Here is a 14,792-nt window from a genome sequence, read left to right as displayed (position 1 = left end):
TCCTGACGCCCGCCGTGCAGCACTTTCTGCTCGATGCTAAAAGACGCATCCTTCACCTTCAACGTATCACTACCGACCTTCCAGTTGCCCTTTTCTACGTTAGCTTCAGCATCGGTCAGCACAAACGTTTGTGCAGAAATCTGCCAGGAGACCAACGCCAGGGAAATGCCCAGAGCCAATAACTTTTTCATGCTATGCATCCTCAGTGGCTGAATTGATTTAGCTATTACCATTGAAGACTACAAATCCCGAACCGGCCAAAATGTGATTGCCATCACTGCCTGTATTTCTGCTGTTTTTTTGGCGTGGATTTGCTGATGAAGTCACAGAATTGTTAAGTGTTTTTGAATTTTTTGCACTAAAAGTGGGAGGTAGAGCAGGTCGCAGCTGACACGATTTCAGCTCCCGCAGGCACGTTTAGGAACGACCACAAAGCGAAATTAATCACGACGATATTTTATGCCGCAATAAACAATACTGCTGGCACAAAGAAAGAAAGCGATATTCATCCCGCGTTGCACCGGGATAACACACGGGGTAAGGTGGCGGCCTCATTCGTGTTTCAGCATTTATTGACAAGCTATGAACTTTTCCGTCTTTGGCAACAAATTCACCCGCCGCTCCGGTATTACTCAACTGATGGACGACCTGAACAATGGGCTGCGCACGCCCGGCGCCATCATGCTTGGCGGTGGAAACCCCGCACATATTCCGGCCATGGATGACTACTTTAAATCCCTGTGCGGCGATCTGCTGGAACAGGGCAAACTGACCGATGCGCTATGCAACTACGATGGCCCGCAGGGGAAGGATACTTTCCTGAATGCACTGGCTGAGCTGCTGCGCGAGACGTTGGGCTGGGAGATAGGACCACAGAATATTGCTCTGACAAATGGCAGTCAGAGTGCATTTTTCCACTTATTTAATCTTTTCGGCGGACAAAAAAGCGACGGCAGCCGCAGCAAGGTGATGTTCCCGCTGGCGCCGGAGTATATCGGCTATGCCGACTCCGGTCTGGACGAAGACATGTTTGTCTCCGTGCGTCCGCAGATAGAGCTGCTGCCGGAAGGGCAGTTCAAATACCACGTCGACTTCGAACAGCTGCACATTACCGATGATATCGGGGCGATCTGCGTATCACGCCCGACCAACCCGACCGGCAACGTGCTGACCGACGACGAACTGCGTCAGCTGGATGCCATGGCGCGTCAGCACGAAATTCCGCTGATTATCGACAACGCCTACGGCGTCCCGTTTCCCGGCATCATCTTCAGCGACGCCACGCCGCTGTGGAACCAGAACATCATTCTGTGCATGAGCCTCTCCAAGCTGGGCCTGCCCGGCTCGCGCTGCGGTATCGTCATCGCGGCCGAAGAGGTGATTGAAGCGATGAGCAATATGAACGGCATCATTAACCTGGCGCCCGGCTCCATCGGTCCCGCCATCGCGCACGAAATGATCCAGCGCGGCGACCTGCTGAGACTGTCTAACGAGGTGGTACGTCCGTTTTATCAGCAACGCGTTCAGCAGACGATCGAGATTATCCGCCGTTATCTGCCGGAAGAGCGCTGCCTGATCCACAAACCGGAAGGCGCGATTTTCCTGTGGCTGTGGTTTAAAGACCTGCCCATCACCACCGAGTCGCTGTATCAACGGCTGAAACAACGTGGCGTGCTGATGGTTCCCGGCCACCACTTCTTCCCCGGACTGGCGCAAGAGTGGCCGCACGCCTACCAGTGTCTGCGCATGAACTATGTGCCGGAGCCGGAGAAGATTGAACAGGGGATCGCCATTTTGGCGGAAGAAGTCGAACGCGCCATGCAGGAAACGGTGGTGTAAGCACGCAGCCGCGCGTTGGTCGCCCGGTGCTCTCGAGGGCCGCGACGTCTGGCGCTGAGCACGTTTGAAATCACTTATCCTCAAGGCCCCATCAGCCCACAGCACTTTCGCCGTGGGCTGATGCTTTCTGACGCACTGACGTTAACCGCGTCCTGCAACGCCCGCCGTTTCCAACACCGCATGCAGTAACACATTCGCGCCCGCCGTCACCTGTTCCGGTGACGAGTACTCGATTTCGTTGTGGCTTATACCGTCCTTGCACGGGATGAAAATCATCCCCGTCGGCGCCAGCATACTCATGTAAACCGCATCGTGACCCGCGCCGGAAACGATATCCATGTGCGAATAGCCCAGCGCCTGCGCCGCTCTGCGCACCGCGTCTTTACACTCAGGATGAAACGGCGCGGCGGGATAATCCGAGACCTGCGTCAGCTGAATATCCAGACCGGTTTCCTGCGTCAGAGTCTCGATATACGCTTTCAACACCTCATCCATCTGCGCGACCGAGGCATCGTCGATATTGCGGAAATCGATGGAGAACTTCACGCTGCCCGGCACCACATTACGGCTGTTAGGGTGCACCTGCACCATCCCAACCGTGCCGCGGCCGTGAGGTGAGAAGCGGTCGGCGATGTTGATCACTTCCTGCATGATGCGCGTGGAAATCTGCAGCGCGTCTTTGCGCATCGCCATCGGCGTCGGCCCGGCGTGCGACTCCATGCCGGTGACCACGCAGTCGTACCAGCGAATGCCCAGCACCGCCTGCACGACGCCGATCTCAATATCTTGATCCTCCAGAATCGGTCCCTGCTCGATATGCGCTTCGAAGTAGGCGCCGATAGGATGATCGCCCGGCGTTTGCGGCCCGACATAGCCGATATTCTCCAGCTCGTCTTTGACCGTTTTACCGTCCACATCCGTCGCGGCGTAGGCATACTCCAGCGGGAAGACACCGGCAAACACCCCGGACCCCATCATGACCGGTACAAAACGGGAACCCTCTTCGTTGGTCCAGGACACCACCTCGACCGGGGCTTCGGTTTCAATCTTTTGATCGTTCAACGTCCGGATCACCTCCAGCGCAGACAGCACGCCGAAGTTGCCGTCGAACTTACCGCCGGTCGGCTGAGTATCAATATGGCTGCCCGCCACAATCGGCGGCAGCGCATTATTGCGGCCGGGACGGCGCATAAAGACGTTGCCGATTTTATCCACTTCGACCGACAGTCCGGCGGCCTTGCCCCAACTCACCAGCAGATCGCGGCCCTGTCGGTCGAGATCGGTCAGCGTCAGTCGGCATACGCCGCCTTTTGGGGTTGCGCCGATCTGCGCCAGTTCCATCAATGAATCCCACAGGCGTTCGCCGTTCACCCGCATGTCGGCCGTCGTCACGGTGTCCGCTACCGATAACATGTCATTACTCATCGTCGCTTCCTCACGGTAAATGCATCACTGTTTCTGTTCAGCCGTTAGCGCTGAACGCTCTGCGGCGCGCGGGCTTTTTCCCATGCGGCGGCCGCGCTGAAGTCCGGACCAAATGCCGGACGCTTGATATAACGACCCGCGCCTTCCTGCGCCCGGAGGTCGCCGTCGGCCCAGACCACAACGCCCTGGCTGATGGTGTACACCGGTATTCCGGTGACCGTACGACCTTCAAAGACGTTGAAATCGTTACGGGAATGATGGGTTTTGGCGGAGAGCGTTTTGCTGCCGTTCGGATCCCACAGCACCAGATCCGCATCCGCGCCCGTCGTCACACAGCCTTTGCGCGGATAGAGGTTGAACAGCCGCGCGGTATTGGCGGAGGTGACGGCCACGAACTCGCTGGGCGTCAGACGCCCGCTGTTGACGCCGCCGTCCCACACCACCGCCATGCGCTCTTCCACGCCGCCGCAGCCGTTGGGGATCTTGGTGAAGTCGCCGCCGTTGGCGGCTTTCTGGCTGGCGCAGAACGTGCAGTGATCCGTCGCCGTCGTGTGCAGCTGGCCGGATTGCAGGCCGCGCCACAGCGCCTCCTGATGCCCTTTGGGCCGGAATGGCGGGCTCATGACGTGTGCCGCCGCTTTGCGAATGTCCGGATCGCGATACACGCTGTCGTCGATCGTCAAGTGCCCGGCCAGCACCTCGCCGTAGACCCGCTGGCCGCGAGCTCGGGCGCGGGCAATCACCTCGGCGGACTCCTGACAGGAGACATGCACCACGTAAATCGGCACGCCCAGCACATTGGCGATGGTGATGGCGCGATTCGCGGCTTCACCTTCGACCTCCGGCGGCCGCGACAACGGATGTCCTTCCGGCCCGACGATCCCTTGCGACAGGACCTGCTGTTGCAACAGGTGCACCATCTCGCCGTTTTCGGCATGCACCGTCGGCATCGCACCCAGCTCCAGCGCGCGACGAAAACTGTTCATCAACGTTTCGTCGTCGCACATGATGGCGTTCTTGTAGGCCATAAAGTGCTTGAAGCTGTTCACGCCCTCCTCTTGCACCAGCGTGCCCATATCCCGGCGCACGCTTTCGTCCCACCAGGTGATAGCCACGTGAAAGCTGTAGTCAGCGGCCGACTTTTCCGCCCAGCCGCGCCAGAGGTGATACGCCTCCATCAGCGACTGCTGAGGGTTTGGGATCACAAAGTCGATGATGGTCGTCGTACCGCCCGCCAGCGCCGCCGCCGTGCCGCTGTAAAAATCGTCCACCGTGACGGTGCCCATAAACGGAAAATTCATGTGCGTATGCGGGTCGATGCCGCCCGGCATAACGTACAAACCGCCTGCGTCTACCACCTCAGCCCCCGCCGGAACATCAAACGTGGCCGCATCGCCCACGGCCGCAATCACGCCGTCGACGCACAACACGTCGGCGCGGAACTGGCGGTCGGCATTAACGACGGTGCCGCCTTTAATCAACAGAGTGTGACTCATCGTTGTATCCCTCTTTTTCGCCGGTGATCGCACCCGCTTGCCGCGGAAGCCGACACCGTCAGTGGTGAAAACGCGCGGTTCAGAGCGCGTCGGCCTCGGTCGCCATCGGGTTGTTGGGATGCGTGGTCCAGTTAGCGTATTTTTCGCTGACGACGTTGCCGGTCCGCACGTCCACCTCGCCGGGCGACAGGCTGCGCAGCGTGATGCAGTCTTCCACCGGGCAGATGGAAACGCACAGGTTGCAGCCCACGCAGTCTTCTTCCTTCACCTCAAAATGGCGCTCGCCGTCTTTCGTATGGGTGATGGCCTGATGAGAGGTGTCTTCGCAAGCCAGATGACAGCGCCCGCATTTGATGCACGTCGACTGGTCAATCACCGCCTTGTCGACGTGGTTCAGGTTGAGGTAGCGCCAGTCGGTGACGCTGCTTACGGCTCGTCCGCGAAAATCATCCAGCGTGCGGTAGCCCTTCTCGTCCATGAAGTTGCTCAAGCCGTTGATCATGTCGCGCACAATCGGGAAGCCATGCACCATGACCGCCGTACACACCTGCACCGTGCCGCAGCCCAACGAGATGAATTCGGCGGCGTCGCGCCAGGTGGAAATGCCGCCGATGCCGGAGATGGGCAACCCCACGGTGTCCGGATCGCGGGCGATTTCCGCCACCATGTTGAGCGCAATCGGCTTCACCGCCGGGCCGCAATAGCCGCCGTGTGAACCTTTGCCGCCGGTATTGGGATGAATGCTCATCTGATCGAGATCCACCCCAATCACCGAATTGATGGTGTTGATCAGCGACACCGCATCCGCGCCTCCGCTACGTGCCGCGCGGGCCGGATAGCGAATGTCGGTAATGTTGGGCGTCAGTTTGACGATGGTCGGCAGGCTGCAATACTGCTTACACCAGCGCGTCACCCGCTCGATATACTCCGGCACCTGACCCACCGCTGCGCCCATGCCGCGTTCGCTCATGCCATGCGGGCAGCCGAAGTTCAGCTCGATGCCGTCAGCGCCGGTTTGCTCCACCAGCGGCAGAATGTATTTCCAGGCTTCCTCCTCGCACGGCACCATAATCGACACAATCATGGCGCGATCCGGCCAGTTGCGCTTCACGCGGGCGATCTCTTCCAGATTGACGTGCAGCGAACGGTCGGTGATCAGTTCGATGTTATTCAGGCCGAGCACCCGTCGGTCGGCGCCCAGCAAGGTGCCGTAGCGCGGGCCGCTGACGTTGACCACGTGCGGATCGATCCCCAGCGTTTTCCACACCACGCCGCCCCAGCCGGCTTCGAACGCCCGCACCACGTTGTACTCTTTGTCCGTCGGCGGCGCGGAGGCCAGCCAGAAAGGATTCGGGCTTTTAATGCCCAGGAATTCGGTACTGAGATCAGCCATGCGCACACCCCCGGTCGAGCAATACAGAAATCGATGCGTCGTTGACGACCTGGCGTCCCGACACGGTTAAGGCCAGATCGATAGCGCGGGCCGCGATTTTGCCCTGCCGCACCGCATCCACCGTCAGGTCCAGTCCGTCGGCGCAGCAGTCGCCGCCCGCCCAGACGCCCGGTACAGAAGTCCGCCCCGACTCATCCGTCACAATGCGCCGATCTTTGAGCCGGATAGCGTCGCCCGCAGGCAGCGGGTCATAGGTCTGTCCAATCGCTTTCAGCACCATATCCGCCGGCAACGTATAGGTTTCCCCGCTGGCAACCAGCTTGCCGTTTTCGCTCTGCATCACAGAGAACGATACGCCCGTCACCGCGCCATGTTCCCCGTGGATGGCCTGCGGCGCGGACCAGAAACGCAGGGTGACGCCGCACTGTTTGGCCCACTCCTGTTCGTGGACCGACGCCTTCATCTCCGCCTCGCTGCGGCGGTAAACCAGCGTGACATCGCGCGCGCCCAGTTTTTTAGCCTGCACGGCCGCATCGACGGCGGTCATCCCTCCGCCGATCACCACCACCTCACGGCCGACGGGCACCTGGCTGAGATCCGGTGCCTGACGCAGCTCGGCAATAAAGTCGACCGCTTCCCGCACGCCGGTCAGCGGCGTTTCGGCAATGCCGAGCGCATTGACACCTGCAAGGCCCATGCCAAGGAACACCGCGTCGAACCCGGCCCGCAGCTGCTCCAGCGTGATATCGCGCCCCAACTGCTGACCGAGACGCAGCTCAATACCACCGACGGACAGCAGCCAAGCGATCTCTTTCTGGGCGAAGTCATCGGTCGTCTTGTACGCCGCCAGCCCGTATTCGTTGAGGCCGCCGGGCTTGGGGCGCGCGTCGAAGATCACGACGTTATGACCGCTCACCGCCAGCCGATGCGCGACGGTCAATCCAGCCGGTCCCGCCCCCACTACCGCGACGTTTTTGCCGGTGGCGGCACCCCGCATAAACAGCGGCCGTCCCGGATTGGCAAAGTAGGCGTCGGTCGCGAAGCGTTGCAGCAGCCCGATTTTGACCGGTTTACCGTCCTGATCGTTGCGCACGCACGCCTGCTCGCACAGCGTTTCCGTCGGACAGACGCGGGCGCACATACCGCCCAGCACGTTCTCATGCAAAATGGCCTCGGCGGCGCCGCGTACATTGTTCTGCGCGATGCGGTGAATGAAGCTCGGCACGTCGATATCCGCCGGGCATGACCGCGTACAGGGCGCGTCGAAACAGTAATAACAGCGATCCGCTTCAATCACGGCCTGCGTGCCGGTCAGCGGCGGCGCGCTGTCGCTGAACTGACAGGCATACGCCTCCTGCGTCAGCCGTTCAGCCCGGATGCCGGGAGCATTTACCCCCGCGGGGGTCTGGTTTTTCATGCGTCGAACTCCTCTGTCCAAGCCCTGTCGGAAACAGGGGCGTGCAATCATCTAAGCTGGCGCGCGATATCGCCGGATGCCTCTTGCTCATCATGACATTCAAGCAAACAAAGCGGCGTCACGGGTGCGCCACGGCGCGAGAATAAATCCTGACCAACTGGTTAGGTTTTCTAAATTAACAATGCGATTTATGTGCCATCTTTTTGCCAAATAGCGAACCCGCTTAAAACAATGGGTTATCAAGCCATAACTTTTCACGATGGACGCTTAATCGTCTCCATTTGGTGCAATTCGCACCATTTTTGCAGCAAAGATGATCAATCACGATCTTTCGGGGCAGAGAGAGGGAAAAAGAGGGGGAGCTGTCACGCAGAGCGATGTTCGGGGGAAATCACGACAGGTTAGCGGCAACTGATGACCTGAATTGCACAGGGTATTTAGCAGCGGTTTCTATCCATCAGCGAAGCGCCAATGAAAAGAGAAAGCGAGCTACGACTCCAGCCCACAAATGCGAAATACGCAGCTCAGGACATGATCGGTGGCCCGTTGCTGCTGCGCGGCTAATCCCGCATCTTCGCCCATGACAGCGGCGATCTGCACTGAGAAATCCGCGTAGGTTTGAGTCATGGACCAGACGGAGAAAAAGAAGTGTCGGGTATCCAACGGCTTCACTTTTCCGGCAGCGATCCAGCCTTCCAGCACCGCCGATTTTTCGTCCACCAGCTGGCGCAGCTCCGTCTGCAAACGCGCATGTACCCTGGGTGCGCCCTGTAGAATTTCATTGGCAAACAGCTGCGATGCTTCGGGATGTTCAAAACTAAAGTTAATCTTATGAATAACATAGCGTTTAATCGCCGTTTTCGGGTCGGCCTGCGGCTGAAAATCATCCAGCGGCGCGAGCCAATCGTGCAGAATGTCATCCAACACCGTGTAATACAGCGTTTCTTTGTTGCCGAAGTAGTAATGCAGGTTGGCCTTGGGTAAACCGGCCGCTTCGGCGATCAGCGCCATCGTGGCCCCTTTGAAACCGTAGCGCGCGAAGATCTGCTCCGCCGCCTGCAAAATAATGGCCTCATTGTCCTGCCGGATACGCCCTTTCTCCGTCTCTTCGGCACGTTCGGCGGGTCGAACGCCATTCGGGATCAAGGAAGCCTGTGCGTCTGACACTTTGCTATTCCACATCATTCACGTTCTCACTGTTACACGGAAACCGCCGCCATCCCTGGCGACGAGAGCCTGTTCTGAGTGGCCGTCGTTATTTTGCTGCGGCGTCCCACACCACGTGGCTCATCGCGGCATCGCCCGGATCTTTTTTGATGACCGGCGTTCCGCCGCTGTTCAGCAGCACGCCCACGGTACGACGGTAGGCGGCTGGGTCGAGATAGCCGATCTGCGGCGTGTTGGCATGCGTGATCAGCTTGGCGACGTTCTCCATCTGACGCTGTTGCACTTCGACGGTGGCCGCGCCCGACGCATCCTGCTCAACGATAATTTCCGCCGCTTCCTGCGGATGCGACACCGCGTAGTTCCAGCCCCGATACGTTGCTTTCAGGAACTTGGCCATTTTGGCGACGAACGCCGGATTGCTCAGGCTCGGGCCCAGCACGTACAGGCCATCTTCCAACGTGGAAACGCCCTGATCCTCATACGGGAACGTCACCAGATCGCTGGGTTTCATGCCCGCATCGATCAGCTGCCAGTACTCGTTATAGTTCATGGTGGAAATGCAGGCCGCCTGATTTTGCAGTAGCGGATCGACGTTGAACCCCTGCTTCAGCACTTTGATATCCACATCGGGTTTGTAGCCCAGTTTGTTCATCCAGTTAAAGAAGGGGTATTCGTTGCCGCCGAACCAGACGCCCAGCGTTTTCCCCTTCAGGTCAGCGGGCGTATTCACACCGCTGGATTTTCTGCAGGTCAGCATCATGCCCGAGCGGTCGAAAATCTGGGCGATGTTGACCAACGGCACGCCCGCTTCACGCGCCGCCAGCGCGTCCGGCATCCAGTTGACGATCACGTCCGCCGACTTGCCGGCGATGACCTGCACCGGCGAGATATCCGTGCCGCCGGGCTTGATGACCACGTCCAGCCCTTCATCCTGGTAGTAGCCTTTCTCCTGCGCGACGTAATAGCCCGCGAACTGCGCCTGCGGCACCCACTTCAGCTGCAGCGTGACTTTCTCGGCGGCATACGCCGACAAACAGCCGCACAAAGACAGTGCGGTTAACCACAGCCCACGACGAATAGCAGAACGTTTGATCATCAGAGGTATCCTCAGCGTTAAGTGAACACAAAGCTTCCGTCTCGCGGCCGCACCGCGATTACGACATACCGCGTACAGCGGGATGCCAGAAGTTAATTTGTTTCTCCAGTCTGACCAGCACAGCATAGGCCAGCGACCCGACGACCGATGCCACGACAATCGCCGCCCAGACGGTCGCCATATGCATACGCGCCGCCTCCGTTGAAATGCGGAAGCCCAGTCCGGCGGTCGGCGAGCCGAAAAATTCCGCCACAATCGCACTGATCAGCGCCAGCGTGGCATTCACCTTCAGCGCGCCGAAAATGAACGGCAGCGCGGCGGGTAAACGTAATGAGAACAGCGTCTGGCGCGGGCTGGCGGCGTAGCAATACATCAGCTCGCGCTCCATTTTGCCGCTGGCCTGCAACCCCGCCAGCGTGCTGACCAGCGCCGGGAAGAACGTGACCAGCACGATCACCGCCGCCTTCGAAGGCCAGTCGAATCCGAACCACATCACGGCGATAGGCGCGACGCCCACCAGTGGAATGGTGCTGGTCAGATTGGCCAGCGGCAGCAGCCCGCGCTGCAAAAACGGCAGCCGGTCGATCAGCAAAGCGACGAGGACGCCCAGTCCGCAGCCGAGCGCATAGCCAATCAGCACCGATTTCACCACCGTCTGCATCACGTCACCCGCCAGCAGACCCGCGCCCTCATACAGCGCGCGCGCAATATCCAGCGGCGTGGGCAGCAGCACCTGCGGCACCGCGAATACGGTCACCAGCAGCTGCCAGAAGTAGAGCACCCACAGGCCAAACAGCGTCGCCACCAGACTCGGCGGCAAGGCAACGTCGCTCACGCCCGCCAACCGCTGGACACTCAGGCAGGCCAGCAGCGCCACCGCCGTCAGGGCAAGCCAGTAGGTGGCCCCGCCGCCGTCGAGGACGATCAGCCAACCCGCCGCGCTGACGACAGGCACCGTCAACAGCAGCCAACGACAGAGCGACGACGAGGAAGACAAACCCAGCAGCACGGCGACCAGCGCAAACACGATCACGCCGAGCAGAAGGTAACGGTCGGCGACATCGCCAGTCATCGGCCATTGACTGAACGCCAACAGCACCATCAGCAGCGCGGCAACCAGCATCACCACGCCGGAGATTGCTTTTGCTTTCATCGTCCCCCCTTGCGCGACATCATCACCAGTCTCTCCGTCTGGCTCACCAGCGCCGTCAGCGCCAGTCCCAGCAAGGACGCCATGACCAGCGCCGACCAAATCTGGATGGTGTTGCCGTAGTAAGAACCCGTCAGCAAACGCGCGCCCAGTCCGGCCTGCGCGCCTGTCGGCAGTTCGGCGACCATCGTGCCCACCAGCCCGCTGGCAATCGCGACGCGAAAGGCGGGAAACAGATACGGCAGCGACGACGGCAGCCGTACCATCCAGAACGTGTCTATTCGGCTGGCGGCATAGGTATACACCAGCTCCATCTCCATTTTCTGCGGCGAGCGCAGCCCTTGAACGGCGGCGATCGTCACCGGAAAAAAGCACAGATACATGGCGATGGTGGCTTTCGGCAGCAGCCCGGTGATCCCCATGCTGCCCAAGATAATCAGCACGATGGGCGCGATGGCCAGCACGGGCACGGTTTGCGACGCCACAATCCACGGCAGCAATGCTTTATCAAGCGTGCGGGAGTGAACGATGCAGACCGCGAGCACCATGCCCAGCACGATCCCCATCGCGAAACCCGTCAGCGCGGCGCTGGCCGTCACCCAGGTGTGCAGCAGCAGATTGCGTGGTGAAGTGAGCGGCCAGCGCGTCAGGCTGGTCCAGATATCCGTGATGATTTGGTGCGGCGCGGGCAGTACCGGACGCGGCATAGACAGCGTGACGCTGACCAGATCGCGCCAGCTCCAGGCTCCCTTCGGCGCCAGCGTGCGTTCAATCGCGCCCGGCGCATTGAGGGCGATGGCGAGCAGATACCAACTGACCACGGCGGCCACCACTATCACCCCGACCGGCAGTGCGTGATAGCGCAAAGCGTTAGTGTTCATGGTGCCCCTCCACCAGCGCTTCCCGCACCTCTTGCGCCAGACGAATAAATTCTGGCGTGTCGCGCAGCGACAGATCGCGCTCAGGCGGCAGCGGCGACGTCAGCACTTTGACGATGCGGCCGGGGCGCGGCGACATAATGACGATACGGGTGGAAAGGTAGACCGCTTCCGCGATGGAATGGGTGACGAAGACCATCGTGCGCTGTTCGGCATACCACAGCTGTTGTAGCTGCTGGTTGAGGTTGTCACGCGTCAGTTCGTCCAGCGCGCCGAACGGCTCATCCATCATTAGGATCTGCGGAGAGAACCCCAACGCGCGGGCGATGGAGACGCGTTGTTGCATCCCCCCGGACAGCTGCCACGGAAATTTCTTCTCGAACCCCGCCAGCCCGACCCGCGCCAGCTGTTCGCGCGCGATAGCCTCGCTCTGGCCCGGCGGACGCCCCTGGATCTGTAACGGCAGCATCACGTTCGCCAGCACCGAGCGCCAGGGCAACAACACCGGCGCCTGAAAGACGTAGCCGTAAGCGCCCGCCTGCCGCGCTTCGGACGGCGTCATGTCGTTGACCCGCACCTCGCCGGAAGTCAACGGCTCCAGATCGGCGATCGCACGCAACAGCGTGGTTTTCCCACAGCCGGATGGCCCGATAAACGACACAAACTCGCCTTGTCGGATGGTCAGATTGATATCTTTCAGCGCATGCACCGGCTGGTCGGCCGAGGGATAAATGATGTTGGCGTCGCGCACCACCACGGCGGGTCTGGCCGTCGCGGTTTTCAGCGTCAAGACGGAGGGCTCCTCAGCGGACATGAATTGGCTCATTGCGGTTCTCCCTCTGGCAATTTTGACCGGGTGGTTAGGTTTTCTCATCCTGATGTATGCGATTTCCGTGCCATTTTCAGGCTTGACCGGATAACCTTACGAAGTGCGCAGGATTACTGACGTTGTCAGCAACATATCGATAATTTATGGCTAAATTGGTGCAAATAACGGCACGTTTGCGTTGATATGGAGCAAGAGATAACGGAGTGGGAAGCGGGTATATCCCGCTGCGTTAGGGCAGCGGGATAAGGGGTCAGGATCAGCCGAGTGTTGCCGTCAGTGCGGCAAGCGCATCGTCAATAATCGCCAGCCCCTGCCGAGCCTCGTCGGCCGTCACGATGCACGGCGGCACGACGTGGACGCGGTTCTCCGCCAGAAAACCGAGCATACCGCGCGCGTATAGGTCAGCCTTGAGCTGCGCCATTTTGTCCGCGGGCATCGGCGTTTTGGCAACCGGATCGATCACCAATTCCAGCGCGTGGAAGACGCCTTTACCGCGCGTTTCGCCGACGATATTGTATTTTTCGGCCAGATGACGCAATCCAGGCGCCAGAACGGTATCGCCTACCTGCGCGGCGTTCTCGACGATTCTCTCTTCCGCCATCGCATCCAACGTCGCGACAATCGCCGCCATCGCCAGCGGATGCCCGGAGTAAGTCAGTCCGCCGGGGAACAGCCTGTCATCGAAGAAGTGGGCAATCGGATCGGAAATAATCACCCCGCCCGCAGGCACATAGCCGGAGTTCACGCCCTTGGCGAAGGTGATCAAATCCGGCGTGATGCCGTAGTGTTCGAAGGTAAACCAGCGACCGGTACGCCCAAACCCGGCCATCACCTCGTCCATAATCAGGAGAATGCCAAATTCACGCGCCAGCGCTGACACGCCCGCCAGATAGCCCGGCGGCGGCATCAAAATCCCTGCCGTGCCGGGAATGGTTTCCAACAAAATAGCGGCGATGGTGCCGGGGCCTTCGCACTCGATAGTCCGACGCAGATGATGCAGCGCCGCCTGGCACTCCTCTTCCTCGGTGGTGGCGTGAAACTCACTGCGGTACAGGTATGGCGTGAAAAAGTGGATATGACCGCGGAAATATTCGTTCGGCAACCGCCGCCAGTCGCCGGTGGCGCCGATAGCGCTGCCAGTGTTGCCGTGATAGGAGCGATAGCTGGAAAGGATCTTGTCCTTTCCTGTGAACAGACGCGCCATGCGGATGGCGTTCTCGTTGGCGTCGGCACCCGCGTTGGTGAAGAACACCTTGCTGAAGCTCTCCGGCGCCAGCGACACAATACGCTTCGCCGCTTCGCCACGCGCCAGATTTGCCGTGGCGGGTGCAATCGTCGTCAGCTGATCTGCCTGCGCCTTGATAGCTGCCACCACCTTCGGATGCTGAGCGCCGATATTGGTATTCACCAGCTGACTGCTGAAATCGAGATAGGTCTTCCCGTCGTAGTCCCACAGGCGGCAACCCTCGCCGCCCGCAATGACCAGCGGATTTAAGCCGCCCTGCGCCGACCAGGAGTGAAAAACATACTGTCTGTCGAGCTGACGGACCGTGGCGTTTGATGGTGCGGTCATCTTCTTGTCCCCCTCAACGACCGTCTTACGGTCGGCGGCTATCGGAATCGAACTCTGTCATGGCAGACTAAAAACAAATCCGGCCGATGCGATAGAGCCAGTTGCGGATAATCGTTGGGCCAGAAGGTGTGTCCCATCGCTTTTTCCCAACTGGCCCTATGACGGCGCCGCCGGGATTCGTAAAGTCATTTTTTCGCCGTGGAGCGCAGCGCAGGCCCGCGGACCATTTGATTGAGGGGAGAAGACGTTTCATGCCAAACATCGTATTTATCACCGGCGCCACCTCCGGATTCGGGCAGGCCGCCGCCCGCCATTTCGCCGCACAGGGCTGGTCGTTGATCCTCACCGGGCGTCGGGCCGAGCGTCTGCAAGCGCTGTATGACGAACTATCCCCAAAAACGCCGACCTTTATCGCCACGCTGGACGTCCGTGACGCCGCTGCGGTTCAGACACTCGTGGACAGCCTGCCCGACGACTTCAAGGCGGTGAAAGCACTGGTCAACAACGCCGGACTGGCGCTGGCGCCGCA

12 protein-coding genes and 1 pseudogene are annotated in these 14,792 nt (G+C 60.0%); 2 read left to right on the top strand and 11 right to left on the bottom strand.

Translation table 11 applies throughout. The features are described from left to right. Nucleotides 1-191 (bottom strand): annotated as a pseudogene (locus Q7O77_RS06450) (DUF4432 domain-containing protein); the annotation flags it as partial. Nucleotides 192-582: 391 nt separating this feature from the next. On the opposite strand from Q7O77_RS06450, the gene Q7O77_RS06445 reads away from it, so the two are divergent. After that, complete coding sequence (locus Q7O77_RS06445) at nucleotides 583-1,839, top strand: valine--pyruvate transaminase (protein WP_304164607.1); 1,257 nt, start codon at nucleotides 583-585, stop codon at nucleotides 1,837-1,839. Between the two features lie 141 nt (nucleotides 1,840-1,980). Here Q7O77_RS06445 and Q7O77_RS06440 read toward each other — a convergent pair whose 3' ends face one another. From Q7O77_RS06440 to Q7O77_RS06395, 10 genes are all read right to left on the bottom strand, one after another. After that, nucleotides 1,981-3,264, bottom strand: coding sequence for a Zn-dependent hydrolase (locus Q7O77_RS06440; protein ID WP_304164604.1), 1,284 nt, complete (start codon nucleotides 3,262-3,264; stop codon nucleotides 1,981-1,983). Between the two features lie 44 nt (nucleotides 3,265-3,308). Further along, nucleotides 3,309-4,760, bottom strand: a complete 1,452-nt coding sequence (gene hydA / locus Q7O77_RS06435) for a dihydropyrimidinase (protein ID WP_304164602.1) — start codon at nucleotides 4,758-4,760, stop codon at nucleotides 3,309-3,311. 79 nt (nucleotides 4,761-4,839) lie between these two features. Then, nucleotides 4,840-6,153 (bottom strand): NAD-dependent dihydropyrimidine dehydrogenase subunit PreA, encoded by a 1,314-nt coding sequence (gene preA, locus Q7O77_RS06430; protein WP_304164600.1) that lies wholly within the window; start codon nucleotides 6,151-6,153, stop codon nucleotides 4,840-4,842. Continuing rightward, entirely contained in the window at nucleotides 6,146-7,570 is a 1,425-nt protein-coding gene (locus tag Q7O77_RS06425) for an NAD(P)-dependent oxidoreductase (protein WP_304164597.1), read from the bottom strand. The genes preA and Q7O77_RS06425 overlap by 8 nt, the downstream gene beginning before the upstream one ends. A gap of 489 nt (nucleotides 7,571-8,059) precedes the next feature. Continuing rightward, entirely contained in the window at nucleotides 8,060-8,755 is a 696-nt protein-coding gene (locus Q7O77_RS06420; protein WP_304164595.1) for a TetR family transcriptional regulator C-terminal domain-containing protein, read from the bottom strand. A gap of 70 nt (nucleotides 8,756-8,825) precedes the next feature. Beyond that, nucleotides 8,826-9,833, bottom strand: a complete 1,008-nt coding sequence (locus Q7O77_RS06415; protein WP_304164592.1) for an ABC transporter substrate-binding protein — start codon at nucleotides 9,831-9,833, stop codon at nucleotides 8,826-8,828. A 58-nt stretch (nucleotides 9,834-9,891) separates the two neighbouring features. Continuing rightward, nucleotides 9,892-10,986, bottom strand: coding sequence for an ABC transporter permease (locus tag Q7O77_RS06410; protein ID WP_304164589.1), 1,095 nt, complete (start codon nucleotides 10,984-10,986; stop codon nucleotides 9,892-9,894). Beyond that, nucleotides 10,983-11,864, bottom strand: a complete 882-nt coding sequence (locus Q7O77_RS06405; RefSeq protein WP_304164586.1) for an ABC transporter permease — start codon at nucleotides 11,862-11,864, stop codon at nucleotides 10,983-10,985. Before Q7O77_RS06405 ends, Q7O77_RS06410 begins: the two co-directional genes overlap by 4 nt. Continuing rightward, nucleotides 11,854-12,687, bottom strand: a complete 834-nt coding sequence (locus Q7O77_RS06400) for an ABC transporter ATP-binding protein (RefSeq protein WP_304164584.1) — start codon at nucleotides 12,685-12,687, stop codon at nucleotides 11,854-11,856. The genes Q7O77_RS06405 and Q7O77_RS06400 overlap by 11 nt, the downstream gene beginning before the upstream one ends. Nucleotides 12,688-12,946: 259 nt before the next feature. Further along, nucleotides 12,947-14,263, bottom strand: coding sequence for an aspartate aminotransferase family protein (locus Q7O77_RS06395; RefSeq protein ID WP_304164581.1), 1,317 nt, complete (start codon nucleotides 14,261-14,263; stop codon nucleotides 12,947-12,949). A 251-nt stretch (nucleotides 14,264-14,514) separates the two neighbouring features. Between Q7O77_RS06395 and Q7O77_RS06390 the strand changes: the two genes are divergently transcribed. Beyond that, a partial coding sequence (locus tag Q7O77_RS06390; protein WP_304164578.1) for an SDR family NAD(P)-dependent oxidoreductase occupies nucleotides 14,515-14,792 on the top strand: 278 nt, incomplete at its 3' end.

Origin of the sequence: Lonsdalea britannica, assembly GCF_946477055.1 — a bacterium.
In the GTDB taxonomy this organism is placed as follows: domain Bacteria; phylum Pseudomonadota; class Gammaproteobacteria; order Enterobacterales; family Enterobacteriaceae; genus Lonsdalea; species Lonsdalea britannica_A.
The sequence above is the reverse complement of the archived record's forward strand: the minus strand, read 5'-3'. Positions and strand labels throughout refer to the sequence as shown.

Excerpts from the sequence above, each read along its gene's own strand:
- Q7O77_RS06445 (WP_304164607.1), top strand. The coding sequence starts at position 583 with ATGAACTTTTCCGTCTTTGGCAACAAATTCACCCGCCGCTCCGGTATT.
- Q7O77_RS06440 (WP_304164604.1), bottom strand. The coding sequence starts at position 3,264 with ATGAGTAATGACATGTTATCGGTAGCGGACACCGTGACGACGGCCGAC.
- hydA (WP_304164602.1), bottom strand. The coding sequence starts at position 4,760 with ATGAGTCACACTCTGTTGATTAAAGGCGGCACCGTCGTTAATGCCGAC.
- preA (WP_304164600.1), bottom strand. The coding sequence starts at position 6,153 with ATGGCTGATCTCAGTACCGAATTCCTGGGCATTAAAAGCCCGAATCCT.
- Q7O77_RS06425 (WP_304164597.1), bottom strand. The coding sequence starts at position 7,570 with ATGAAAAACCAGACCCCCGCGGGGGTAAATGCTCCCGGCATCCGGGCT.
- Q7O77_RS06420 (WP_304164595.1), bottom strand. The coding sequence starts at position 8,755 with ATGATGTGGAATAGCAAAGTGTCAGACGCACAGGCTTCCTTGATCCCG.
- Q7O77_RS06415 (WP_304164592.1), bottom strand. The coding sequence starts at position 9,833 with ATGATCAAACGTTCTGCTATTCGTCGTGGGCTGTGGTTAACCGCACTG.
- Q7O77_RS06410 (WP_304164589.1), bottom strand. The coding sequence starts at position 10,986 with ATGAAAGCAAAAGCAATCTCCGGCGTGGTGATGCTGGTTGCCGCGCTG.
- Q7O77_RS06405 (WP_304164586.1), bottom strand. The coding sequence starts at position 11,864 with ATGAACACTAACGCTTTGCGCTATCACGCACTGCCGGTCGGGGTGATA.
- Q7O77_RS06400 (WP_304164584.1), bottom strand. The coding sequence starts at position 12,687 with ATGAGCCAATTCATGTCCGCTGAGGAGCCCTCCGTCTTGACGCTGAAA.
- Q7O77_RS06395 (WP_304164581.1), bottom strand. The coding sequence starts at position 14,263 with ATGACCGCACCATCAAACGCCACGGTCCGTCAGCTCGACAGACAGTAT.